24 protein-coding genes are annotated in these 22,457 nt (G+C 69.8%); 7 read left to right on the forward strand and 17 right to left on the reverse strand.

What is annotated here, in order from left to right:
* The first annotated feature begins 11 nt into the window (after positions 1-11).
* Genes ccoO through ccoP form a run of 3 tightly spaced genes read left to right on the forward strand, consistent with a single transcriptional unit; the run spans position 12 to position 1,898 of the window.
* A complete protein-coding gene (ccoO, locus tag EAT49_RS18410; RefSeq protein WP_123643776.1) occupies positions 12-740 on the forward strand; it encodes a cytochrome-c oxidase, cbb3-type subunit II in 729 nt (242 codons plus the stop codon).
* Positions 741-750: 10 nt separating this feature from the next.
* Positions 751-945, forward strand: coding sequence for a cbb3-type cytochrome oxidase subunit 3 (locus tag EAT49_RS18415; protein WP_123643777.1), 195 nt, complete (start codon positions 751-753; stop codon positions 943-945).
* Positions 942-1,898: a cytochrome-c oxidase, cbb3-type subunit III gene (gene ccoP / locus EAT49_RS18420; RefSeq protein WP_123643778.1), complete on the forward strand. Its 957-nt coding sequence runs from the start codon at positions 942-944 to the stop codon at positions 1,896-1,898. Before EAT49_RS18415 ends, ccoP begins: the two co-directional genes overlap by 4 nt.
* A 62-nt stretch (positions 1,899-1,960) precedes the next feature.
* Here the strand turns inward: ccoP and EAT49_RS18425 are convergent, their stop codons facing one another.
* Positions 1,961-2,500: a CBS domain-containing protein gene (locus EAT49_RS18425; protein WP_123643779.1), complete on the reverse strand. Its 540-nt coding sequence runs from the start codon at positions 2,498-2,500 to the stop codon at positions 1,961-1,963.
* 187 nt (positions 2,501-2,687) lie between these two features.
* Here EAT49_RS18425 and ccoG point away from each other — a divergent pair, with 187 nt between their 5' ends.
* From ccoG to ccoS, 4 genes are read left to right on the forward strand one after another with little or no spacing between them, the layout of a single operon-like run.
* The gene (ccoG, locus tag EAT49_RS18430) at positions 2,688-4,115 is read left to right on the forward strand and encodes a cytochrome c oxidase accessory protein CcoG (protein WP_123643780.1); all 1,428 of its coding nucleotides are present in this window, start codon (positions 2,688-2,690) and stop codon (positions 4,113-4,115) included.
* Positions 4,116-4,118: 3 nt separating this feature from the next.
* A complete protein-coding gene (locus tag EAT49_RS18435; protein WP_123643781.1) occupies positions 4,119-4,565 on the forward strand; it encodes a FixH family protein in 447 nt (148 codons plus the stop codon).
* On the forward strand, positions 4,565-6,748 hold the full coding sequence (locus EAT49_RS18440) for a heavy metal translocating P-type ATPase (protein ID WP_123643782.1): 2,184 nt from the start codon (positions 4,565-4,567) through the stop codon (positions 6,746-6,748). Before EAT49_RS18435 ends, EAT49_RS18440 begins: the two co-directional genes overlap by 1 nt.
* Positions 6,748-6,906: a cbb3-type cytochrome oxidase assembly protein CcoS gene (ccoS, locus tag EAT49_RS18445; protein ID WP_123643783.1), complete on the forward strand. Its 159-nt coding sequence runs from the start codon at positions 6,748-6,750 to the stop codon at positions 6,904-6,906. The genes EAT49_RS18440 and ccoS overlap by 1 nt, the downstream gene beginning before the upstream one ends.
* Positions 6,907-7,032: 126 nt before the next feature.
* Here the strand turns inward: ccoS and aroQ are convergent, their stop codons facing one another.
* From aroQ to EAT49_RS21315, 16 genes are all read right to left on the reverse strand, one after another.
* Positions 7,033-7,482 carry a type II 3-dehydroquinate dehydratase gene (gene aroQ, locus EAT49_RS18450; protein WP_123643784.1) on the reverse strand — a complete coding sequence of 150 codons (450 nt, stop codon included), beginning with the start codon at positions 7,480-7,482 and terminating at the stop codon, positions 7,033-7,035.
* A gap of 7 nt (positions 7,483-7,489) precedes the next feature.
* Positions 7,490-8,389, reverse strand: coding sequence for a sugar kinase (locus EAT49_RS18455; RefSeq protein WP_123643785.1), 900 nt, complete (start codon positions 8,387-8,389; stop codon positions 7,490-7,492).
* A 52-nt stretch (positions 8,390-8,441) separates the two neighbouring features.
* The gene (locus tag EAT49_RS18460) at positions 8,442-8,657 is read right to left on the reverse strand and encodes a formate dehydrogenase subunit delta (RefSeq protein WP_123643786.1); all 216 of its coding nucleotides are present in this window, start codon (positions 8,655-8,657) and stop codon (positions 8,442-8,444) included.
* A complete protein-coding gene (gene fdhD, locus EAT49_RS18465) occupies positions 8,647-9,462 on the reverse strand; it encodes a formate dehydrogenase accessory sulfurtransferase FdhD (RefSeq protein WP_123643787.1) in 816 nt (271 codons plus the stop codon). The genes EAT49_RS18460 and fdhD overlap by 11 nt, the downstream gene beginning before the upstream one ends.
* Positions 9,459-12,338 (reverse strand): formate dehydrogenase subunit alpha, encoded by a 2,880-nt coding sequence (gene fdhF, locus EAT49_RS18470; protein WP_123643788.1) that lies wholly within the window; start codon positions 12,336-12,338, stop codon positions 9,459-9,461. Before fdhF ends, fdhD begins: the two co-directional genes overlap by 4 nt.
* Before the next feature lie 114 nt (positions 12,339-12,452).
* Positions 12,453-13,970, reverse strand: coding sequence for an NADH-ubiquinone oxidoreductase-F iron-sulfur binding region domain-containing protein (locus EAT49_RS18475; RefSeq protein ID WP_123643789.1), 1,518 nt, complete (start codon positions 13,968-13,970; stop codon positions 12,453-12,455).
* A complete protein-coding gene (locus tag EAT49_RS18480) occupies positions 13,967-14,434 on the reverse strand; it encodes a formate dehydrogenase subunit gamma (RefSeq protein ID WP_123643790.1) in 468 nt (155 codons plus the stop codon). Before EAT49_RS18480 ends, EAT49_RS18475 begins: the two co-directional genes overlap by 4 nt.
* A gap of 89 nt (positions 14,435-14,523) precedes the next feature.
* A complete protein-coding gene (locus tag EAT49_RS18485) occupies positions 14,524-15,417 on the reverse strand; it encodes a LysR family transcriptional regulator (RefSeq protein WP_123643791.1) in 894 nt (297 codons plus the stop codon).
* 41 nt (positions 15,418-15,458) lie between these two features.
* A complete protein-coding gene (locus EAT49_RS18490; protein WP_123643792.1) occupies positions 15,459-16,121 on the reverse strand; it encodes a sugar transferase in 663 nt (220 codons plus the stop codon).
* Positions 16,122-16,360: 239 nt separating this feature from the next.
* Positions 16,361-18,097: a SulP family inorganic anion transporter gene (locus EAT49_RS18495; protein ID WP_123643793.1), complete on the reverse strand. Its 1,737-nt coding sequence runs from the start codon at positions 18,095-18,097 to the stop codon at positions 16,361-16,363.
* A gap of 251 nt (positions 18,098-18,348) precedes the next feature.
* Positions 18,349-19,236, reverse strand: coding sequence for an MBL fold metallo-hydrolase (locus EAT49_RS18500; RefSeq protein ID WP_123643794.1), 888 nt, complete (start codon positions 19,234-19,236; stop codon positions 18,349-18,351).
* Positions 19,237-19,256: 20 nt separating this feature from the next.
* Entirely contained in the window at positions 19,257-19,466 is a 210-nt protein-coding gene (locus EAT49_RS18505) for a YgaP family membrane protein (protein ID WP_123643795.1), read from the reverse strand.
* 85 nt (positions 19,467-19,551) lie between these two features.
* On the reverse strand, positions 19,552-20,223 hold the full coding sequence (locus EAT49_RS18510; RefSeq protein WP_123643796.1) for a Crp/Fnr family transcriptional regulator: 672 nt from the start codon (positions 20,221-20,223) through the stop codon (positions 19,552-19,554).
* A 95-nt stretch (positions 20,224-20,318) separates the two neighbouring features.
* The gene (locus EAT49_RS21310; protein WP_185020831.1) at positions 20,319-20,489 is read right to left on the reverse strand and encodes a hypothetical protein; all 171 of its coding nucleotides are present in this window, start codon (positions 20,487-20,489) and stop codon (positions 20,319-20,321) included.
* Between the two features lie 176 nt (positions 20,490-20,665).
* Entirely contained in the window at positions 20,666-21,922 is a 1,257-nt protein-coding gene (locus tag EAT49_RS18515; protein WP_123643797.1) for an MFS transporter, read from the reverse strand.
* A gap of 88 nt (positions 21,923-22,010) precedes the next feature.
* On the reverse strand, positions 22,011-22,454 hold the full coding sequence (locus tag EAT49_RS21315; RefSeq protein ID WP_185020832.1) for a hypothetical protein: 444 nt from the start codon (positions 22,452-22,454) through the stop codon (positions 22,011-22,013).
* Between the last annotated feature and the right edge of the window lie 3 nt (positions 22,455-22,457).

The following is a 22,457-nucleotide window of genomic DNA, read 5'->3' on the forward strand; positions in this document are numbered from 1 at the left end:
GAGGGGGACCGATGGGCATTCTCGAAAAGCACAAGGTTCTCGAAAAGAACGCCACGCTGCTGCTCGCCGCCTCCTTCGCGGTGGTTACGGTGGGCGGCATCGTGGAGATCGCGCCGCTCTTCTACCTCGAGAACACGATCGAGGACGTGGAGGGCATGCGCCCCTACTCCCCGCTCGAGCTGACGGGGCGGGAGATCTACATCCGCGAGGGCTGCTATGTCTGCCATAGCCAGATGATCCGCCCGATGCGGGACGAGGTGGAACGCTACGGGCACTACAGCCTTGCCGCCGAGTCGATGTACGACCATCCGTTCCAGTGGGGCTCGAAGCGGACGGGGCCCGACCTCGCCCGCGTCGGAGGGCGCTATTCGGACGAGTGGCACGTCCTGCACTTCAACGATCCGCAGGCGGTCGTGCCCGAGTCGGTGATGCCGAACTATGGCTATCTCGACGACCGGCTGATCGACGCGACCTATATCGAGGATCTGCTGCGCGCCAACCGCATGGTGGGCGTGCCCTATACCGACGAGATGATCGAGAACGCCCGCGCCGATTTCGAGGCGCAGGTGGACCCGTTCTCCGACAATTACGACGCGCTGCTGGCCCGGTATCCGGGCGCGCAGGTTCGGAATTTCGACGGTCGTCCAGGCATTTCCGAGATGGATGCGATGATTGCCTACCTGCAGATGCTGGGCACGCTCGTCGATTTCTCGACCTTCACGCCCGACGCGAGCCGGTGAGGAGGATGTGATGGAAGAACGGACCTTCGTTGAAAGTCTGATCGCGAGCTGGCCGGTGATCGCCCTTTTCTCCGGCTACGTCTTTGCGGTGCTGTTCGTGTTCCGACCCGGATCGCGGGCCATCCATGACGATGCGGCCAGCACGCCGTTCCGCAACGATGACAGGCCGGCGCTCGAGCCTGCCGACAAGGAGGCGCGGTCATGAGCGACCAGCACAAGGATCCGAACAAGGATCCCAACATCCCCGACACCACCGGCCACAGCTGGGACGGGATCGAGGAGTACGACAACCCGCTTCCGCGCTGGTGGCTGTGGATCTTCTACGCCACGATCGTCTGGGGGGTGATCTACACCATCGCCTACCCGGCCTGGCCGCTGGTGAACCGAGCCACCGCCGGCGTGCTCGGGTTCTCGACCCGGGCGCAGGTCGCCGACCAGATCGCCGAGGCGGAGATGGCGAACGCCGAGCTCAACGCGCAGCTGGCCTCGGCCGACCTGCGGACGCTCACGGAGGACGAAACGCTGCACAGCTATGCCGTGAACATGGGCGCGGCGGTCTATCGCGCGCAGTGTTCGCAGTGTCACGGGTCGGGTGCGGCCGGCGCGGTCGGCTTTCCCAACCTGATCGACGATGCGTGGATCTGGGGCGGGCGGATCGACGAGATCGCCTGGACCGTCGCCCACGGCATCCGCAACGAGGACAGCCCCGATGCGCGCTGGTCGCAGATGCCGGCCTTCGGCGCCGACGACCTGCTGTCGCGGGACGAGATCAACCAGGTCGTGCAGCATGTGCTGGCGATCTCGGGGCAGGATCACGACGCGGATCTCGCGGCGGCGGGCGAGGAGGTCTTCCTCGACAACTGCGCCTCCTGCCACGGCAACGAGGGGATGGGGAGCCTGATGGCCACCCGCGAGTTCCAGGCCGAGGACCCCGACGGGGAATACTTCCCCGACGACGAACGGACGGGCGCGCCGAACCTGACGGATGCGATCTGGGTCTTCGGCGGCGACGAGGCGGCGATCTACCAATCGGTCTATTATTCGCGCTTCGGGGTGATGCCGGCCTGGCTCGACGAGTTCCGCCAGCCGGGCCTGACCCAGGCCGAGGTGAACGCGGTCGCGGCCTATGTCCACCAGCTGGGCGGCGGCGAGGAGTGAGCCGGGGCGCAGCCCTGCCGCAAGACCGGGAGGCGGCGCTTCGGCGCCGCCTTTTTCACGGGTCAGGTCCCGTTCAGGACCACGATCATCGCCAGGACGTAGATCAGGATGCCGCCGCCGATCAGGACGTAGTGGAAGTTCGAGGCGATCTGCGCCTTGGCCACGGTCTTCATCTGCTGCATCAGGTCGGGCCAAGTGTAGCTGACGAAATCGCCCTGGGTGAAGATCGCCTTGATCCGTCCCTGTTCGTCGACCACCGGCAGGCGGCGAAAGCGTTCGTTGGACATGATCCGCAGCCAGTCGAGCATCTGGTCGGTTTCCTTCGCAAGGCGGGGATCCCGGGTCATGATGTCGGAGAGCCTGGTGGTGTTCGGGTCGAGGCCCTTGCCGACCAGCTTGTTCATCACGTCGCGCTCGGTGACGATCCCGGTGACCCGATCGTCACCATCGACGACCACGACGCAGCCGTAGTTGCGGTCCGACATGGCGGCGACCGCCTCGGCCACGGTGGCGTCGGGGCCGCGCGTCAGCGGCCTCGGTTTCGCCGCGTATTCCGCGCGGTCCATGAGCCGCGATCCCGGTCGCTCGGTGGATTGGGCCATGGCGGTGTCTCCCGATGTCTGACCTGTGACTGCCCTGTGACCTAGACCCCGAGGCGGCTGCGTCAAAACGCGCGGGGCCGCGGCGGCGGGCGCGGGGACGGGCGATTGACCTGAATCAAGGTTCCCGGGGAGGGGGCGATTAAAAGGATCATCGTAGCCACAGGTTTGCGAACGGCAGGACGTCCATATGAGCCAATCCGAGACCCCGAGTCTCTATGCCAGCCGTGTTCCCGTCTTTCCGCGCCGGGTCGACGGGTTCTTCCGCCGCATGAAGTGGTGGATCATGATCGTGACACTGGGCATCTACTACCTGACGCCGTGGATCCGCTGGGACCGGGGGCCGGACCTGCCGAACCAGGCGGTGCTGCTCGACCTTGCGAACCGGCGGTTCTACTTCTTCTGGATCGAGATCTGGCCGCACGAATTCTATTTCGTGGCCGGACTGCTGGTCATGGCGGGGCTCGGGCTGTTCCTCTTCACCTCGGCGCTGGGTCGGGTCTGGTGCGGCTACACCTGCCCGCAGACCGTCTGGACCGACCTCTTCATCCTGACGGAGCGCTGGATCGACGGCGACCGCAACGCCCGGGTGCGGCTGTGGAAGGCGCCCTGGTCGCTGAAGAAGGCGCGGCTGAGGCTGACGAAATACGTCGTCTGGGCGCTGATCGGGCTGGCCACCGGGGGCGCGTGGGTCTTCTACTTCGCCGATGCGCCGACGCTGCTGGTGGACCTGGTCACCGGGCAGGCCCATCCGGTGGCCTACACGACCATGGCGATCCTGACCTTCACGACAGTCTTCATGGGCGGGATCGCGCGGGAGCAGGTCTGCATCTACGCCTGCCCCTGGCCGCGCATCCAGGCGGCGATGATGGACGAGGACACCATCACCATCGGCTATCGCGACTGGCGCGGAGAGCCGCGCGGCAAGCACCGCAAGGCGGAGGGATCGGACAACCTCGGCGACTGCATCGACTGCAACGCCTGCGTGAACGTCTGCCCCATGGGCATCGACATCCGGGACGGGCAGCAGCTGGAGTGCATCACCTGCGGGCTGTGCATCGACGCCTGCGACGATGTCATGGCGAAGATCGGCAAGCCGCGGGGGCTCATCGACTATTTCGCGCTGCAGGACGAGGCGGCGGAGCGGGCGGGGGCCCCGCCGACGCAGATCTGGCGGCATATCTTCCGACCGAGGACCATCGTCTACACCTCGCTCTGGTCGCTGGTGGGCGTGGCGCTGGTGGTGGCGCTCTTCGTCCGGCCCGAGCTGGAGCTGACCGTCGCGGCGGTGCGGAACCCGACCTACGTCACCCTGTCGGACGGCACGGTGCGCAACGCCTACGAGGTGCGGCTGCGCAACAAGCACGGCGACGAGCGGCCGTTCCGCATCACCCTGACGGGCGATCCCGCGCTGCGCGTGACGCTGGAGGGCACGCCCTACGAGGCCGTGTCGGTGCCCGCGCAGGAGATGGTGCTGCAGCGCGTCTATGTCACCGCACCCCCGGGTTCGGACCCGGCGGAGGGCGCACGCACGGAATTCCGGTTCTGGGTCACGGACATGACCAACGGCGAGCGCGCGCACCAGGACACCCATTTCGTCGGACGAGGAGAGGACTAGGCCATGGAGATCAGGGGTATCCACGTGCTGGGGGCGTTCGTCGGCGCCTTCAGCATCATCATCGGGGTCAACCTGGTGCTGGCGACCCAGGCGGTCCGGACCTTTTCCGGCGTCGAGGTGAAGAATTCCTACGTCGCGAGCCAGGAATTCGACATCCGCCGCGCCGCGCAGGAGGCGCTGGGCTGGGACGTCGCCGTGACGCTGGAGGGCGACGAGCTGATCCTCGCGATCACCGACGAGGCCGGCGCGCCGGTCACGCCGGAGCGGATCAGCGCGATCTTCGGCAAGGCAACCTCGGTGGCCTGGGACCAGTCGCCGGACTTCGCCTTTGACGGGCAGGTCCATCGCGCCGTCGTCGACGGCGGGCCGGGCAACTGGAACCTCAGGATGACGGCACTGGCCGACAACGGTACGGAATTCCGTCAGCGCGTGATCGTGGACGTGCGCTGATGGCCTATGCCGAGGACGCGGGCGGCGGCGGCGCCTGTCCCGGATGCGTCGCGCTGCCGGAGATCGCCCGGCGGGCGGAAGAGGCGCGGCGGGCGGAGGGCCAGCAGGTGCAGCTGTCGCTGCCGACGATCCATTGCGCCGCCTGCATCTCGGGCGTCGAGCGGGGTCTCATGCAGATGCCGGGCGTCAACGACGTGCGAGTGAACCTGACGAGAAAGCGCGCGACGGTGCATGTGGCGGACGGGATCGACCCGGACGCGCTGGTGCGGCACCTGGGGCGGCTCGGCTTCGAGGCGATGCCGCTCGACGGCGCCACGCTGTCCGCCGGGGAAAACGACCGGGCGGCGCGGGACCTGCTGATGCGGCTCGGCGTCTCGGGCTTTGCCATGATGAACGTGATGCTTCTGTCGGTGGCGGTCTGGTCCGGCGCGACGGATGCGACGCGCGACCTGTTTCACTGGCTGAGCGCCGCCATCGCGATCCCCACGGTGCTGTTCGCGGGCCAGCCGTTCTTTCGCTCGGCCGCGGCGGCGCTGGGCGCGCGGCGGCTCAACATGGACGTGCCCATTTCGCTGGCGATCCTGCTGGCGACGGGCGTGTCGCTGTCGGAGACGATCCTGAGCGGCAAGCACGCCTATTTCGACGCGGCGATCTCTCTGACCTTCTTCCTGCTGGCGGGGCGGTTCCTCGACCAGAAGATGCGGGGCACGGCGCGGTCTGCCGCCGCCGAGCTCGCCGCGCTCGAGGCGCCGCTGGCGCTGCGGATCGGGGGGGAGGGGACCGAGACGGTGCGCCTCGAGGAGGTCGCCGTGGGCGATCTCCTGCTGGTGCGGCCCGGGGCGAAGGTGCCGGTGGACGGCGTGGTCACGCAAGGGACGAGCGAGCTCGACCGGGCCTTCCTCACAGGCGAGACCGATCCGGTCGCCGTGGGCGAGGGCGAGACGCTGCGCGCGGGCGAGGTGAACCTGACCGGCCCGCTGACGATGCGGGCCACGGCGGTGGGGGAGGACACGCTGCTGCACGGCCTCGCCGACCTCGTGGCCGTCGCGGAGGAGGCGAAGAGCCGCTACAATTCCATCGCCAACCGGGCGAGCAGGATCTATTCGCCGCTCGTGCACATCATGGCGCTGGCAGGGTTCGTGACCTGGATGAGCGCCACGGGCGATTTCCGCACCTCGATGATGATCGCGGTGTCGCTGCTGATCATCACATGCCCCTGCGCCCTGGGCCTGGCGGTACCGGCGGTGTCGACCGTGGCCTCGGGCAAGCTGTTCCGGCTGGGGATGCTGGTCAAGCACGGCACGGCGCTGGAGAGGCTGTCGGAGGTGTCCCACGTCGTGTTCGACAAGACCGGGACGCTGACGCTGGGCCGGCCGGCGCTCGTCGGCCCTGACGGGCTGCCTCGCGAGACGCTGGCGCTGGCGGCGGCGTTGGCCGCGGGGTCGGACCATCCGCGCTCGCGCGCCATCGCGGCGGCGGCGGAGTTGCGGGACCTGCCGAAGGTGCGCGTGACGGACATCCGCGAGACGCCGGGCTATGGCGTCGAGGGGCTTTGGCAGGGGCGCCGGGTGCGGCTGGGACGGGCGGCCTGGGTCGGTGCGGAGGGATCGGGGACGGTTCTGTCGGTCGAGGGTGAGGCGCCGGTGGCGCTGGAGTTCGAGGACGTGCTGCGCCCCGGCGCGGCGAAGCTGGTGGCCGCTCTGAAAGCGAAGGGCGTGCCGGTCACGCTGCTGTCGGGCGACGCGGAGGCGCCGGTGCGCGCGCTGGCGGACGAGCTGGGGATAGAGGACTGGCAGGCGGCGATGCTGCCGGGCGAGAAGGCGGAGGCCATCGACGGTCTGACGGCGGGCGGCGCCAGGGTACTGATGGTGGGCGACGGGCTGAACGATGTGGGCGCGCTGGCGGCGGCGCATGTGTCGATCGCCCCGGCCTCGGCGCTGGAGGCCACGCGGGTGGCCGCCGACATGGTGCTGGTGGCGGGGGATCTCGGCAATGTCGCAGAGGCGATGCGGATCGCCCGGGTCGCGCAGCGGCGGATCAAGGAGAATTTCGCGGCGGCGGCGCTGTACAACGTGGTCTGCGTGCCGATCGCCTTCATGGGGTTCGCCAGCCCCTTGGCGGCGGCGATCGCGATGTCTACCTCCTCCATCGTGGTGTCGGTGAACGCGTTGAGGACCCGCTGATGGATGTGCTGGCCATTCTGATCCCGGTGTCGCTGGGTCTGGGGCTTCTGGGCCTCGGTGCCTTCTGGTGGACGCTGAGGTCGAAGCAGTACGACGATCCGGACGGGGACCGGCACAGGATCCTGTCGGACGATTACGACGACCAGCCGAAGAGGTGAGGGCAGGGGTGCCGGGCCGAGGCCCGGCCTACGGCCTTGCGGAACGGTCGGGTTCTTGCGGGGGTGCCGGGCCGAGGCCCGGCCTACATCTTCGCGACCCTGTTGGGCTTTGGCGTAAGCCGGGTTTCAGCCCGGCTTGGCCCCCGGAACGAGGCTGGCCATGCGGCGCAGGGCGAGTGTGTAGCCCTCGGTGCCGAAACCCGCGATGACTCCGTCCGCGCGCAGCGAGACGTAGGAGTGGCGGCGGAAGTCCTCGCGCCTGTGCACGTTCGAGACATGGACCTCGATTACCGGCCCGTCGAAGGCGTTGAGCGCGTCGAGGATGGCAATGGAGGTGTGGGTATAGGCGCCCGGGTTGATGACGATGCCCGCCGCCGTGCCGCGTGCCTCCTGGATCCAGTCGACGAGCTGGCCCTCGTGGTTCGACTGGCGCAGGTCGGTGTCGAGGCCGAGGGACGTGCCGAGCGAGGCGCAGGCGGCGGCGACGTCGTCCAGGGTCTCGCGGCCGTAGATCTCGGGCTGGCGGGCGCCGAGGAGGTTCAGGTTGGGGCCGTTGAGGATCAGGATCTTGGGCATGTCGGGACTATTGCCCGGCGGCGTCCTGCCGTCCAGCGGGGACGAGCGCGCCCTTGCCCTGCACCACGCGGGAGGCGAGGGCGTGGGCCCGTCGGACGGCGTCCCGCGGGTCTGCGCCGCAGAGGCGGGCGGCGAGGTAGCCTGCGTTGAAGCTGTCGCCCGCGCCGGTGGTGTCGACGGGATCGACCTTCGGCAGTTCCGTCACCGTCTCGCCGGTGCCCAGCGCGACGGGGCCGCCGCCGGTCTTGACCACGGTCTCGGGGCCGATGGCGGCGTAGCGGGCGGCGGTCGCGTCGGGGGTGTCGTCGCCGAAGAGGGCGGCCTCGTCGTCGGCGGAGGGCAGGACATAGGCGGCGGCGCGGGCGGCGTCCTCGCCCCAGGCGCGGGCGGTGTCCGCGTCCTCCCAGAGGCGGGGGCGGTAGTTCGAATCGTAGGCCAGCGGCACACCCGCGGCGGCGATGCGCTGCAGCAGCGCGGCGCGGCGGTCCTCGGCGAGGATCGCGAGGGTGATGCCGGAGAGGTAGGCGAGCGCCGCGCCGTCCAGGGCTGCATCGAGCGCGTCCTCGTCGTCGGCGAGGTGGCGCGCGGCGGAGGTGGCGCGCCAGTAGGTGAAGCTGCGCTCTCCCTTGTCGAGGGAAATGGCGTAGAGCCCGGGGCCGTGGGCCGGATCGCGCGTGATATGGCCCGTGCCGATGCCCGAGGAGGCGATGAAGCGGGCGATGCGGTCCGAGAAGGGATCGGTGCCGAGGCGGGTGAGGTAGTCGACCTGCCAGTCCGCGGCGAGCAGCTCGCGCAGGTACCAGGCGGTGTTCAGCGTGTCTCCGGCCACGCCCATGCGCCAGAGATCGGGCTCGGGCGCCTCGGACAGCTCGAGCATGGCTTCGCCGATGCAGACGATGCGGGGCATTTCGGTCCTCCCGGCGCGCACCCTACCCGGCAGGCGGGCAGGGGCAAGGCGGTCAGGCGGGTTCGCGGATCTGTGCGGCGGCCTCGATGACCAGCGGGTTCAGGCCCGCGCCGCCCGCCGCGATGTGGTCGAGGAGCTGGCGGCGCATGCGCGGCTCCCAGAAGTCGTTGACATGGGCGGCGACGCGGGCGGCGCGGTCCGCCTCGGGCTGGCTCGCGAAGAAGGTGGCGATCTGGTTCGCCATGGTCACCATCTTCTCAGGCGACATCGGCGGCCTCCGTCAGGATGCGGTGGGGATGGGCGTAGAGATCGACGCCGCCGGCCCGCGCGAAGGCGGCGAGCGTCAGGCCGCAGCCCTCGGCCAGCCTGAGGGCATGGGCGGTGGGGGCGGAGACGGCCACGAGCACCGGGCAGCCGGCCATGGCGGTCTTCTGCACCATTTCGGTGGAGACGCGGCTGGTCAGCACGATGGCGCCTTGCCCCGCGTCGATCCCGGCGCGGGCCAGCGCGCCGATCAGCTTGTCGAGCGCGTTGTGCCGGCCGACATCCTCGCGCGCCAGGACGATGCCCTCGCCGGGCAGCAGGAAGCCTGCGGCATGGACGGCGCGGGTCAGGTCGTGGAGCGGCTGGTGGCCGCGCAGGTCGTCCGCGGCGTTCGTGATCTCGGCGGCGGTGAAGCGCGCGCCCTCCGGCACGGCGGGCAGGGCGCGGGTCGCCTCATCGAGGCTGTCGATGCCGCAGAGGCCGCAGCCCACGGGGCCGGCCATGGCGCGGCGCCTGCGGGCGAGGGCCGCGCGGCGGTGCTCGGGCAGCCAGAGGCGGGCCTCGATGCCGCGCGGATGCAGCAAGACCTCCACCTCGCCGATCTCGCCGGCCTCGGCGAAGCCCTCGGTCAGGGTGAAGCCCACCGCGAAATCCGCGATGTCGGCGGGGGTCGCCATCATCACGGCCTGGGTCGAGCCGTCGTAGACCAGCGCCACCGGCGTCTCCTCGGGCAGGGTCCGCGTCACATCGCGCGCGCCCTCGGGCCGGATCGCGCGGCCCCGGGCGGTCTCTGCCCGCCGCCAGGTCATTCCGCCGCCGGAAGCACGCGGCGCGAGCGGGTCGAGAAGGCGTCGTAGCTCTCCTGCCAGTCGGTCGGCCCGTTGGAGGCGGAGACCTGCACCGCCGTCACCTTGTATTCCGGGCAGTTCGTCGCCCAGTCGGAATAGTCGGTGGTGATGACGTTGGCCTGTGTGCCGGGATGGTGGAAGGTCGTGTAGACGACGCCGGGCGCCACGCGGTCGGTGAGGGTCGCGCGGAGCGACGTCTCGCCCGAGCGGGAGGCGAGCTTGACCCAGTCGCCCTCCTTGATGCCGCGCAGTTCGGCGTCGTGGGGGTGGATCTCCAGCAGGTCCTCCGAGTGCCAGACGCTGTTGGCCGTGCGCCGGGTCTGGGCGCCGACGTTGTATTGCGACAGGATCCGCCCCGTCGTCAGCAGGAGCGGAAAGCGCGGGCCGGTCCTTTCGTCCGTTGGCACGTATTCGGTGACGATGAACCGTCCCTTGCCGCGCACGAAGCCGTCCACATGCATGAGCGGCGTGCCTTCGGGATGGGCCGCGTTGCAGGGCCACTGGACGCTGCCCTTCTCCTCCAGCAGTTCGTAGCTGACGCCGGCGAAGCTGGGCGTGGTGGCGGCGATCTCGTCCATGATCTGGGAGGGATGTGTGTAGGTCCAGCCCGCGCCGAGAGCGTTCGCCAGAAGCTGCGTCACCTCCCAGTCGGCGTAGCCGTTCCGGGGCTTCATCACCTCGCGGACCCGGTTGATGCGCCGCTCGGCATTGGTGAAGGTCCCGTCCTTCTCGAGGAAGGTGCTGCCCGGCAGGAAGACATGGGCGTAATTCGCGGTCTCGTTCAGGAACAGATCGTGGACGATGACGCAGTCCATGGCGGCGAGGCCCGCCGAGACGTGCTTCGTGTCGGGGTCCGACTGCAGGATGTCCTCGCCCTGGACATAGAGCGCCTTGAAGGTCCCCTCCACGGCGGCGTCGAGCATGTTGGGGATGCGGAGGCCCGGTTCGGGGTCGATCTCCACGCCCCAGAGCGCCTCGTAGATGGCGCGCACCTCCGGGCTCTTCACATGCCGGTAGCCCGGCAATTCGTGCGGGAAGCTGCCCATGTCGCAGGAGCCTTGCACGTTGTTCTGGCCCCGGAGCGGGTTCACCCCGGTGCCCGCGCGGCCCACGTTGCCGGTCAGCATGGCGAGGTTGGCGATGCCCATGACGGTGGTGGAGCCCTGGCTGTGCTCGGTCACGCCGAGGCCGTAGTAGATCGCCCCGTTGCCGCCCGTGGCATAGAGCCGGGCCGCGGCGCGCAGCTCGGCCGCGGGCACGCCGGTGAGCATCTCGGTGGCCTCGGGCGCATGGCGCGGATCGGAGATGAAGGCGGCGTAGTCCTGGAACTCGTCCCAGTCGCAGCGGGCGCGGATGAAGGCCTCGTCCATGAGCCCCTCGGTGACGATGACATGGGCCATGGCCGAGACGACCGCCACGTTGGTGCCGGGTCTGAGCGGCAGGTGGTGGGCGGCTTCGATGTGCGGCTGGCGCACGAGGTCGATGCGGCGCGGGTCGATGACGATGAGCTTCGCGCCCTGCCGCAGGCGCTTCTTCAGGCGGGAGGCGAAGACGGGATGCCCGTCGGTGGGGTTGGCGCCGATGACGACCACGACATCGGCCTGCGCCACGCTGTCGAAATCCTGCGTGCCGGCGGAAGTGCCGAAGGTCTGGCCGAGGCCATAGCCCGTGGGCGAATGGCAGACCCGCGCGCAGGTGTCGGTGTTGTTGTTGCGGAATACCGCGCGGGCGAGCTTCTGGACGAGATAGGTTTCCTCGTTGGTGCAGCGGCTCGAGGTGATGACGCCCAGGGCCTTCTGGCCGCGGGTCTCGGCGATGGCGGTCAGGCGCCGGGCGGTGAAGGCCATGGCCTCCTCCCAGCTCACCTCGCGCCAGGGGTCATGGATGCTGTCGCGGATCATCGGGCTGAGGATGCGGTCGCCGTGGCTGGCATAGCCATAGGCGAAGCGGCCCTTGACGCAGCTGTGGCCCCGGTTGGCCTTGCCGTGCTTCCAGGGGGTCATGCGCACCAGCCGGTCCCCGTTGAGCTCCGCCTTGAACGAACAGCCGACGCCGCAATAGGCGCAGGTGGTGATCACGCTGCGCGTGGGCGTACCGAGCTCGATGACGGATTTCTCCTGCAGCGTGGCGGTGGGGCAGGCCTGAACGCAGGCGCCGCAGGAGACGCAGTCCGAGGACATGAAGTCGTCGCCGGCCATGCCCGCCGAGACGCGGCTGTCGAAGCCCCGGCCCTCTATCGTCAGGGCGAAGGTCCCCTGCACCTCCTCGCAGGCCCGGACGCAGCGCGAGCAGACGATGCATTTCGCGGGATCGTAGGTGAAATAGGGGTTGCTGTCGTCCTCGGCGATGTAGAGCGGGTTCTCGTGGCCGCCCTGACGGGTCTCGAAATGGTTGTCCCCCGCCTCGTAGCGCACGTCGCGCAGGCCCACGGCGCCGGCCATGTCCTGCAGCTCGCAATCGCCGTTGGCCGCGCAGGTCAGGCAGTCGAGCGGGTGGTCGGAGATGTAGAGCTCCATCACCCCCTTGCGGAGCTTCATGAGCCGGTCGGACTGGGTGCGCACGACCATGCCCTCGGCCACGGGCGTGGTGCAGGAGGCGGGCGTGCCGCGCCGCCCCTCGATCTCCACCACGCAGAGCCGGCAGGAGCCGAAGGCCTCCACGCTGTCGGTGGCGCAGAGCTTGGGGATCTGCAGCCCCGCCTCCGCCGCCGCCCGCATCACGCTCGTGCCCTCGGGCACGGTCACTGCAAAGCCGTCCACGGTCAGCGTCACCGGCGCGCCGGTCTTCGCGGGCGTGCCCATGTCCCGGTCGTCCCAGGGAATGACGAAATCCTTCATCTCACGACTCCGTGGTCTTCATCTGGCCGGAAATACTCCCGGAGGGGGTCCGGGGGAGGCGGAGCCTCCCCCGGCGTGTCGCCGCCGCAGGCGGCGAAACCCGCATGACCGCGCTCATTCCGCCGCCTCCCGCACCGGACCGAAATCCTCGGGAAACTTGCGTAGCGCCGACATCACCGGGTAGGGCGTGAACCCCCCGAGCGCGCAGAGCGAGCCGTCCTTCATCGTCTCGCAGAGATCCGTCAGCAGCGGGATCGCCGAGGCGTCTCCCCGGCGGATGCGGTCCACGGTCTCGACGCCGCGCACGGCGCCGATGCGGCAGGGGGTGCACTTGCCGCAGCTTTCCACGGCGCAGAATTCCATGGCGAAGCGGGCCATGGCGCCCATGTCCGCCGTGTCGTCGAAGACCACGATCCCGGCATGGCCGATCAGCCCGCCGGCGCCGTCGAACTCCTCGTAGCCGAAGGGCGTGCCGAACTCGCCCGCGCTCATGTAGGCCCCGAGGGGGCCGCCGACCTGCACCGCCTTCACGGGCCGGCCTGTCGCCGTGCCGCCGGCGATGTCGTGGATCAGCGCGCCGAGGGTCGTGCCGAAGGCGGTCTCGAAGAGGCCGCCGCGGGCGACGTTGCCGGCGATCTGGATCGGGATCGTGCCGCGGGAGCGGCCGAGGCCGAAGGCGGCGTATTGCGCGGCGCCCTTTTCCAGGATCACAGGGACGGTGGCGAGGGAGATGACGTTGTTGACCACGGTGGGCCGGCCGAAGAGGCCCTCGAGAGCGGGCAGGGGGGGCTTGGCGCGCACGACGGCGCGCTTGCCTTCCAGGGAGTTCAGCAGGGAGGTTTCCTCGCCGCAGACATAGGCGCCCGCGCCGACGCGGACCTCCATGTCGAAGGCGCGGGCGCTCCCGAGGATGGACGGGCCGAGGAGGCCCGCCGAGCGGGCGAGGCGTATCGCCTCCTCCATCACCGCGATGGCGTCGGGATATTCGGAGCGGAGGTAGATGTAGCCTTGGGTGGCGCCCACCGCGAGGGCGGCGATGGCCATGCCCTCGATGAGGCAGAACGGATCGCCCTCCATGATCATGCGGTCGGCGAAGGTTCCGCTGTCGCCCTCGTCGGCGTTGCAGACGATGTACTTGCGGTCTCCGGGAGCGTCGTGGACGGTCTGCCACTTGATGCCCGTGGGAAAGCCCGCGCCGCCGCGGCCGCGCAGGCCCGAGGTCTTTACCTCGTTCACGATCTCCTGCCCGTTCATGGCCACGGCGCGGCGCAGGCCGGCAAGGCCGCCGTGGGCTTCGTAATCGGCGAGGTCGAGGGGGTCGATCACGCCGCAACGGGCGAAGGTCAGCCGCGTCTGGCGGCGCATCCAGTCGAGGTCTTCGGTGGGTCCGAGGCTGTCGGCGGCGCCGTCCAGGATCGCCGCGGCCTGATCGGGCGTCGCGGTCCCGTAAGCCATGCGGCCCGCGCCGCGGTCCACTTCCACCAGCGGCTCCAGCCAGACCATGCCGCGGCTGCCGGTGCGGATCACCCGGGCGTCGAGCCCGCGCGCGGCGATCTCCGCCTCGAGCGCCGCGGCCACGGCATCGGCGCCCACGGCCCTCGCGGCGCTGTCGCGGGAGACGTAGATCCTCATGCCCGCGCCTCCGCCAGCAGGGCGTCGAGGCGGGCGGCGTCGACCCGGCCATGGACGCGGCCGTCGAGCATCACGGCGGGCGCGCAGGCGCAGAGGCCGAGGCAGTAGACCGGCTCCACCGTCAGCGCGCCGTCGGGCGTGGTGCCGCCCCAGGCGAGGCCGAGTTTCTCCAGCACCGCCTCGGACAAGGCTGCGCCGCCCATCGCCTGGCAGGCTTCGGCGCGGCAGATCTTCAGCATGTGCCTTCCGGCGGGGGAGTCGCGGAAGTCGTGGTAGAAGCTGACCACGCCGTGCACCTCGGCCCGGGTCAGGTTCAGCGCCTCGGCGATGACCGGCACCGCGGCCTGCGGGACATGGCCATGGGCCTCCTGCACCGCGTGAAGGATCGGCAGCATCGGTCCCTCGCGGCCGAGATGCGGGGCGATCAGGGCGCGGAGGTCCGCGGTATCAGGGGCGTGTGTCATCTGGAGTCCGGACCGGGTCATGGGCCGTTGTGCCCGCAGATGCATTTCGTTTCAATATCGGAGTGCCGTCGCTCGATAGGGTCTCTCTATCAAGCGTCGTCCCGTTCCGAAAGCGACCGTGCCTCCGCGAGAAGCGACTGGAGCACCGGGGTATGGGGCTTTTGATGGGCTGCGACGAGGCCCACGGCATGGCCCGGATCGGCGGGGCCGATGGGGATATGGCTCAGCCCGTGGCCCTCGGCGAGATAGGCGGCGAGGCCCGTCGGCAGAATCGTCGCCCATCCGCCGGCGGCGACGAGGCTGGCGAGGACGACGGTGGAATTCGACGTTGTGCCGATCCGGGGCGAGAGACCCGCCTCCATGAGGTGGCGGTTCACGATCCGGCGGTTCTGCATGTCGGGCGTCAGAAGGCAGAGCTGGGTGGTGCCGATCTCGGCCCAGTCGAGGGCGGCGCGTCCGGCGAGCGGGTGGTCCGGCTGGCAGAGAAGGGCGTAGCGCTCGCGGTAGAGTTCCTGGGTGGAGACGCGGCCCAGCGGCTCGTTGTCGAGGTAGGAGATGCCGGCGTCGATCTCGAGATCCTCGAGCAGGGTCAGGATCTCGTTCGAGGGGCGGGAGAGGATGGTGAAATCGACATTGGGGTGGCGGCGCTGGAAGCGGTGGGCGAGGCGGGCGGCCCAGGTGAGCGCGGTGGGGATCACGGCGAGGCGAAGGTTGCCCGACAGGCCCTCGCGGCGCGCGCGCATCTCGTCCCTGAGCCGCCGCGCGTCGCCGACGATCTGGCGCGCCCAGACCAGCGCGCGCTGGCCCTCGGGCGTCAGCCCGCCGAAGCGGGAGCCGCGCTGCACCAGCTTCACTCCGAGCTGTTCCTCGAGCTGACGGATGCCGGTGGAGAGGGTGGGCTGGGTGATGCCGAGGCTTTCGGCGGCGCGGCCGAAGTGGCGCTCGTGGGCGAGGGCGATGAACATCTCGAGCTTGCCGATCATGGAACCGGCTTAGCGCGGGGAGGGGGCCGGGCCTAGCCGTGTCAGTGGCCGGTGCGCCGGACGACCGCGCCGACCGTGCGCAACAGGATGCGCAGGTCGAGGGCGAGGGACTGGGCGCGGATGTAGGCGGTGTCGAGGGCGACGCGGTCGGCGTAGGAGGTGGCGTTGCGGCCCGTCACCTGCCAGAGCCCGGAGATGCCGGGGCGGACGGAGGTGTAGTCCGCCGCGGCCGTGCCGTAGCGGGGCAGTTCGCCCGGCACGACGGGACGCGGGCCCACGAGGCTCATGTCACCGCGCAGGACGTTCCAGAGCTGCGGCAGCTCGTCGAGGCTGGAGCGGCGCAGGAGCGCGCCGAGACGGGTCACGCGGGGATCCTCGGTCAGCTTCTGCGTGGCGGCCCATTGGGCGGCAAGGCGGGCGTCGGCGGCGAGAACACCCGCGAGCCGCGCCTCGGCATCGGGTCGCATCGTGCGGATCTTGTGGCAGCGGAACGCCTGTCCATGGCGACCGATCCGGGGCTGGGAATAGATCGGCCGGCCGCCATCGAGCCACGTCAGGGCGATGAGCAGTCCCGCGAGCGGCAGCGCCAGGGGCAGGAGGAGCGCGACCACGAGAAGATCAAGGGCGCGTTTTCCCCGGGCGCGGTAGAGACCCGGCCGGTGTGCCCGGGGGAAGAGGTCCGGCATCGCCGACTGCATCGTCATCTTCGGTGCGCCTCCAGCGCGGGGGCACCGAGCCGGTCGGGCTGGCGCCTCGAAGATGATTAGGCACAGGTTAAGTAAATGAAGAGTAAATGAAATTTCGCAACCGGCGCCGATTGAAGGCGGCGCCGGAGAGGGCGGAAACGGGATAGGTTTCGGCGCCCCAGACGGACCGCCGTCCGCTGTCGGACGGCGTTGTTAACCGGGCCGGAGACCGCGTGTTTCTCGCGAATCGGGCCGGGCTACTCGGCCGCGCGGGGGGTGTCGCGGGGCTCCGTCAGCGCACACCAGGCGTCGTATTGCGAGAGGAACACCTTGCCGTTCAGGTCCTCGAGGAAGTGGGTCGCCTTGAGCCGGTCCATCACGGGGCCCTTCACCTCGCTCAGGTGCAGGCCGATGTCCGCGTCCTTCAGCCGCTCGTTCAGGGCCTCGAGGCTTTCGAGGGCGGAGAAGTCGATCTCGTTGATCGCGGCGCACATGAGCACGACGTGGCGGATTTCCTTGTTGCGGGCCACGCGGTCGAGGATGAGGTTCTCGAGGAAGCGGGCGTTGACGAAGTAGAGCCGCTCGTCGGGGCGGAGGGTCACGATGGCGGGGTCGGTGGTGACCTCGTGGCGGTGGATGTTCCGGAAGTGGTGGGTTCCGGGGACGAGGCCGACCTCGGCGACATGGGGTTTCGAGGTCTTCATCAGGTGCAGCACGAGGCTGAGGACGACGCCTGCGGACACGCCGGCCTCTACCCCGAGGGCGAGGGTCAGGAGGATCGTGGCGGCGACGGCGGCGAAATCGGCGCGGGAATAGCGCCAGGTTTTGCGCAGGATGCTGAAATCGACGAGCGACAGGACCGCCACGATGATCGTGGCGGCGAGCGTGGCCTTGGGCAGGAAGAACACCAGCGGCGTCAGGGCCACGGCGGCGATGGCGAGGCCAGCGGCGGTGAAGGCGCCCGCGGCGGGGGTCTCGGCGCCCGCGTCGAAGTTCACGACCGACCGGGCAAAACCGCCGGTGACGGGATAGCCCCCGGTGAAGGCCGCGCCCACGTTGGCGGCGCCGAGGCCGATCAGCTCCTGGTCCGGGTCTATGCGCTGGCGCTTCTTGGCGGCGAGCGTCTGGGCGACGGAGATCGATTCCACGAACCCGATGATCGAGATCATCAGGGCGGGAAGGAACAGGGCACCCAGAAGATCGGGGGAGAAGGCGGGGAGGGTCAGGGGCGGCAGGCTTTGCGGCACCGCGCCGACGATGGCCACGCCCCGGTCCCCGAGGGAGAGACCCCAGACCGCCAGCGTCGTGACGACGACGGCGAGGACGGGACCCGCCTTGGTGGCGATGTCGGCGGCGCGGGCCGGCAGGCCGAGGGAGCGCAGGAGCGGTTTCAGCCCCTTGCGGACCCAGAAGAGGAAGGCGGTGGCGGTGACGCCGATGATCAGGGTGGGCAGGTTCGTCTCGGGCAGGTTGGAGACGAGGGAGGCCACGATCTCGATGAGGGTATGGCCGTCCGATTCGATGCCGAGGATGTGGCGGAGCTGGCTTGCCGCGATCAGGATGCCGGCGGCGGTGATGAAGCCCGCGATGACGGGATGGCTGAGGAAGCTGGCGAGGAAGCCGAGGCGGAAGACGCCCATCAGGAGCAGCATCGCGCCCGACAGGAGCGCGAGGGTCAGGGCCGCGGCGGCATAGCCCATGGTGCCCTGTTCGGCCACCTGCCCGATGGCGGCGGCGGTCATCAGGGAGACGACGGCGACCGGACCCACCGCGAGCGCGCGGGAGGTTCCGAAGACGGAATAGAGCAGGATCGGCACGATCGAGGCATAGATGCCGGCCTCGGGCGGCAGGCCCGCGAGGAGCGCGTAGGCCAGCGACTGGGGGATCAGCATGATCGTCACGATCACGGCGGCGATCAGGTCGTTGGAGAGCGCGCCGCGGTCGTAGCGGCGGCCCCAGTCGAGGATGGGCAGGTAGCGGGAGAGGCGGGACATCGTGCCGGGGGTCCGATCTGGGACGCGGGAGGCGCCGGGGGCGAGGATGCCCCCCGCCCGCGCCGCTCGCGAGGATTATCGTGTCACCGGGCCGCCGAATCGGCGGGCCTGTGGGTGTTGCTCGGGGCGCCCGCGGTCGCGACCGTGTGACCGGTCGGGGGGCGGAAACCGGCGGCGCCTCGGGGAGGGCCGCCGGTCAGGCCCGTGCACCGGGTGTGCACAGGCCATGCACCGGGAGAGGTCTCCGGCGATCACAGCTTGTTGACGGGCACCTTGAGGAAGACGTTCCCCTTGTCGTCCTCGGGCGGCAGGTTGCCGGCGCGCATGTTCACCTGGAGCGAGGGCACGATCAGCCGCGGCATGGCCAGCGTCGCGTCTCGGGCGTCGCGCATTTCTACGAACTCGTCCTTGGTCCTGCCTTCGCCCACATGGATGTTGCGGGCCTTCTGCTCGGCCACGGTCGTCTCCCAGAAGTAGCTGTCGCGGTCCGGGGGCAGGTAGTCGTGGCCGACGAAGATGCGGGTCTCGTCCGGCAGGGCGAGGATCTTCTGGATCGACTCGTAGAGCGCCTCGGAGGAGCCGCCGGGGAAATCGCAGCGGGCCGTCCCGAAGTCGGGCATGAAGAGCGTGTCCCCGACGAAGGCCGCGTCGCCCATGACATGGGTCATGCAGGCGGGCGTATGGCCCGGCGTGTGCAGGGCGGTGCAGGTCATGCCGCCGACCTCGTAGGTGTCGCCGTCCTCGAACAGCGCGTCGAACTGGCTGCCGTCGCGCTGGAACTCGGTGCCTTCGTTGAAGATCTTGCCGAAGGTTTCCTGCACGATGGTGATGTTGCGCCCGATCCCGAGCTTGCCGCCCAGCTCGCGCTGGAGATAGGGCGCGCCGGAGAGGTGGTCGGCATGGACATGGGTCTCGATCAGCCACTCGACCCTGAGGTCGTTCCGGCGGATGAAGTCGATGATCCGGTCGGCGTGGTCGTAGGTGATCCGCCCGGCGGCATAGTCGATGTCCATGACGGAATCGACGATGGCGCAGGCGTTGGAGCCCGGGTCCTTGACGACGTAGGTCACGGTATTGGTGGCGTCGTCGAAGAAGCCGGTGACCTCGGGCCTGAGGGTGGTGTCTGCGGTGTCCTTCATGAGGTCCTCCATTGGGTCGGTCATTTGCGCGGGCAGGTGTTCAGCCCGACGATGGAATAGGCGGGGCAGTTGCCCGCCAGCGAGGTGACGGCGAAGACGCCCGCCACGATCACCGCGATCCAGTGCAGCAGCGGCGAGGCTGCCCAGGGCGTGGCGAAGGCCCAGATCAGCAGCAGCGCGGCGAGGGCGAGGCGCAGGCCCCGGTCGATCTTGCCCATGTTCGTGGTCATGTCGGTGTCCTCCGTGAGACTCGTTGTGCTGCCTTGATGGCACGGCGGGGCGGGGACCGACGGTGACTTGGTCACCGACGGCCGTTCAGCGATCGTTCGAGGTGCGGGCGAGGCGGTTCAGACCCTCGCGCCCGGTGAGAAGGACAGTGCCGCGGCCCTGCTGGATCCAGCCGCGGCGCTGGAATTCCGCCAGCGTGCGGGACACCACCTCGCGCGCGGTCCCAAGCTCTGTGGCGAGGGAGGCGTGGGTGGCGTTCACCGTGTCGCCGTCCTGCGCCAGTTGCAGGAGTCGGGCGGCGAGGCGCACGTCCATGCGCTGGAACACGATGTCGTCGATCAGGGTGAAGAGATCGGTGATGCGGCGCGAATAGGCGCGGAAGATGAATTCGCGGAACGCCGGCGAGCGCCCCGTCAGATCGTCGAAGGCGGCGCGGGGGATGGCGACGGCGGTCACGTCGGTCTCGGCGATGCCGTCGGCGGAATAGTCCTCGTGGGCGAGCATGCAGGCGGTGGTCATCACGCAGCTTTCGCCGGCGTTGACGCGGTAGAGGATCACCTCGCGCCCGGTGTCGGATTTCTGCTGCACGCGGACGGTGCCGTCGAGGAGCAGGAGGAAATTTCCGGGACGGCTGCCCGGCTCGAAGATCGGGGTGCCGGCGGGCACGGTCACGATGGCGCTGCCTGTCTCGAGGACCGAACGGATGTCGGGAGGGAGCCGGGAGAGGCCCTCGAAGCGGTCGATCCAGCTGTCGGGCATGGTGCGCGGTTCCCTGTGGTCGGATTCATATGTGGCAATACACATATATCATCACCGGGCGGGATGCGAGAGCCGTGGAGGCCTGAGGCCCTGCGTCACTCCCGCCGCTCGAGATACCAGGTCGCCAGGGCCGCGACGGCGATGACCGCGATGGGCGCGATATGGGCGACGGCATGGCCGCTGTCGGGGACCGGGGGGTGGGCGCCGTGGGCAAGGGCCGCCGCAGGACAGACGAGAGCGCAGACGGCGGTGACGATAAGGCGCATTCGGTACTCCTTCCCCTCCGGACCCGCGGGTCCGACCCTGTGTCGTCCCTCAGCATCCCCTCGGGCCAGGGAAGAGGATTTGCGCTGGATCAAACGGGGGTGCGACAAAAGGTCGGTGGCCGGCCCATGGGCCGCGCCGGCGCCGGCCGCCGCCTGTCCCGGGGGCCGTCCGCGGCTCAGGCGGGGGAGGCGGGCGTCTCGGGGTCCGTCGGTTCGGCGAGGACGGCCGTTTCGGGCGTGGTTCCCCGGGCGAGGGGGGCGGCGCGGAAGGCGGTCTTGTCCTCGGCGGGCACGGCGGCGCGGGCGCGCAGGCGCAGGAGCGCGAAGAGCAGCATCAGCACATGGGCCGCGGCGGTGGTCCAGAACAGGCTGGAGGTCCCGTAGCGGGTCATGGCGAAGCCCGCGATGGTGGGGCCGATGATCGAGCCCACGCCGAAGACCAGCAGGAGCCCGCCCGAGACCTGGATGAAGGTTCCGGGCGCGGCGTGGTCGTTCGCATGGGCCACGATAACCGGGTACATCGAGAAGACCGCCGCGCCGAAGACGGCGGAGGTGGCGATCAGGGCGGCGGTGCCGGTGAAGCCGGCGAAGAGGAAGGTGGCATCGGCGACGAGCGCCAGAAGGGCGATGCCGATGAGCACCTTCCGGCGGTCGTAGCGGTCCGACAGGATGCCGATGGGCACCTGGGCGATGGCTCCGGCAAGGACGGGCACGCTGGCAAAGAGCGCCACCTCGCTGACGGAAAGGCCCGTGCGCGCGCCGTAGACCGCGACGAGTGTTCCGAAGGCGGCGTTGGAGATGCCGACCATGAACACAGCCACCACCGCGATGGGCGAGTTGCGCCAGAGTCCGCCGAGATCGAGCGAGACCTTCACCAGCGCCGTGGGCGTCGTGGTGGCGGAGACGGCCGTGGGCAGCAGCGCCATGCAGTAGACGATGGCCGCGACGACGAAGAAGACGTAGCCCGCCGGATCGCCGGTGGTCAGGGCGAGCTGTCCGGCGGTCGTCGCGCCGAGGTTGACCATGGTGTAGACGCCGAAGATGCGGCCGCGGTTGCTGCTCTCGGCCTTTTCGTTGAGCCAGCTTTCGACAACCATGGCGGCCCCGGCAAAGCAGAAGCCCGCGATGCCGCGCAGGGGCACCCAGACCCAGGGGGTGACGAAGAGCAGCGACAGGAGCACGGTGATCGCGGCGACGGCGCACATGGCGCCGAAGACCCGCACATGGCCGACGCGGGCCACGAGGGACGAGGTGGCGATGCAGCCCGCCACATAGCCCACCGCCCAGCCGGTGCCGAGAAGGCCGAGGGAGGCGGCGGTGAAGCCCTCGATCTCGCCCCGGATGGGCAAGAGCAGCCCGTTCAGCCCGCCCGCGAAGACGAGGAAGGCCGAGCCGAGCAGGAGGGCTCCGAGGGAGAGGATGCTGCGGGCCATGGATGCTCCGGGAGGGGTCGAAATGCCCGACCTCTAGCACCGGGGCGTCAGGGGTTCACCTCCTGTCCTTGGGAAAAGTGCCGCGGGGCTATCGCCGGGCGGCGAGAAACGCGCGGATGTCCTCCTCCTCGCGGGTGTCCATGGAGACGTAGATCAGGGCCATGTCGGTGCGCTCGGAGACCATGGCGCCGGGAAAGGGGAGGTAGCTGAGCTCGCGGGTGCCGAAGCCCGGGGAGGCGGTGCCGACCTGCCAGCCGGTGGTCAGGCGCACGTCCACCAGCTTCAGACCGCCCTTCTCGAAGGGCACGCCGGCGATGCGCAGGAAGCTGGTCTTGTCCTTCGCGGCGACGAACCCGGCGATGAACTCGTCCGTCAGCGCCTGGAGGTCGGCGGCCTCGTCGGCGGGGTCCATGTGGCTGTGGAGATGCTCCGCGCCGGGGCGGTTGTGGCCCGTCCCGGCGTGGGGGTGGTGGTGATGGCCGGGACCGTGGTCATGGTCGTGATCGTGGTCATGGGCGTGATCGTGGGGCATGGG

The organism is Histidinibacterium lentulum (assembly GCF_003789055.1).
In the GTDB taxonomy this organism is placed as follows: domain Bacteria; phylum Pseudomonadota; class Alphaproteobacteria; order Rhodobacterales; family Rhodobacteraceae; genus Oceanicola; species Oceanicola lentulus.

Coding starts and splice junctions, on each gene's coding strand:
- ccoO (WP_123643776.1), top strand. CDS start 12: ATGGGCATTCTCGAAAAGCACAAGGTTCTCGAAAAGAACGCCACGCTG.
- EAT49_RS18415 (WP_123643777.1), top strand. CDS start 751: ATGGAAGAACGGACCTTCGTTGAAAGTCTGATCGCGAGCTGGCCGGTG.
- ccoP (WP_123643778.1), top strand. CDS start 942: ATGAGCGACCAGCACAAGGATCCGAACAAGGATCCCAACATCCCCGAC.
- EAT49_RS18425 (WP_123643779.1), bottom strand. CDS start 2,500: ATGGCCCAATCCACCGAGCGACCGGGATCGCGGCTCATGGACCGCGCG.
- ccoG (WP_123643780.1), top strand. CDS start 2,688: ATGAGCCAATCCGAGACCCCGAGTCTCTATGCCAGCCGTGTTCCCGTC.
- EAT49_RS18435 (WP_123643781.1), top strand. CDS start 4,119: ATGGAGATCAGGGGTATCCACGTGCTGGGGGCGTTCGTCGGCGCCTTC.
- EAT49_RS18440 (WP_123643782.1), top strand. CDS start 4,565: ATGGCCTATGCCGAGGACGCGGGCGGCGGCGGCGCCTGTCCCGGATGC.
- ccoS (WP_123643783.1), top strand. CDS start 6,748: ATGGATGTGCTGGCCATTCTGATCCCGGTGTCGCTGGGTCTGGGGCTT.
- aroQ (WP_123643784.1), bottom strand. CDS start 7,482: ATGCCCAAGATCCTGATCCTCAACGGCCCCAACCTGAACCTCCTCGGC.
- EAT49_RS18455 (WP_123643785.1), bottom strand. CDS start 8,389: ATGCCCCGCATCGTCTGCATCGGCGAAGCCATGCTCGAGCTGTCCGAG.
- EAT49_RS18460 (WP_123643786.1), bottom strand. CDS start 8,657: ATGTCGCCTGAGAAGATGGTGACCATGGCGAACCAGATCGCCACCTTC.
- fdhD (WP_123643787.1), bottom strand. CDS start 9,462: ATGACCTGGCGGCGGGCAGAGACCGCCCGGGGCCGCGCGATCCGGCCC.
- fdhF (WP_123643788.1), bottom strand. CDS start 12,338: ATGAAGGATTTCGTCATTCCCTGGGACGACCGGGACATGGGCACGCCC.
- EAT49_RS18475 (WP_123643789.1), bottom strand. CDS start 13,970: ATGAGGATCTACGTCTCCCGCGACAGCGCCGCGAGGGCCGTGGGCGCC.
- EAT49_RS18480 (WP_123643790.1), bottom strand. CDS start 14,434: ATGACACACGCCCCTGATACCGCGGACCTCCGCGCCCTGATCGCCCCG.
- EAT49_RS18485 (WP_123643791.1), bottom strand. CDS start 15,417: ATGATCGGCAAGCTCGAGATGTTCATCGCCCTCGCCCACGAGCGCCAC.
- EAT49_RS18490 (WP_123643792.1), bottom strand. CDS start 16,121: ATGACGATGCAGTCGGCGATGCCGGACCTCTTCCCCCGGGCACACCGG.
- EAT49_RS18495 (WP_123643793.1), bottom strand. CDS start 18,097: ATGTCCCGCCTCTCCCGCTACCTGCCCATCCTCGACTGGGGCCGCCGC.
- EAT49_RS18500 (WP_123643794.1), bottom strand. CDS start 19,236: ATGAAGGACACCGCAGACACCACCCTCAGGCCCGAGGTCACCGGCTTC.
- EAT49_RS18505 (WP_123643795.1), bottom strand. CDS start 19,466: ATGACCACGAACATGGGCAAGATCGACCGGGGCCTGCGCCTCGCCCTC.
- EAT49_RS18510 (WP_123643796.1), bottom strand. CDS start 20,223: ATGCCCGACAGCTGGATCGACCGCTTCGAGGGCCTCTCCCGGCTCCCT.
- EAT49_RS21310 (WP_185020831.1), bottom strand. CDS start 20,489: ATGCGCCTTATCGTCACCGCCGTCTGCGCTCTCGTCTGTCCTGCGGCG.
- EAT49_RS18515 (WP_123643797.1), bottom strand. CDS start 21,922: ATGGCCCGCAGCATCCTCTCCCTCGGAGCCCTCCTGCTCGGCTCGGCC.
- EAT49_RS21315 (WP_185020832.1), bottom strand. CDS start 22,454: ATGCCCCACGATCACGCCCATGACCACGATCACGACCATGACCACGGT.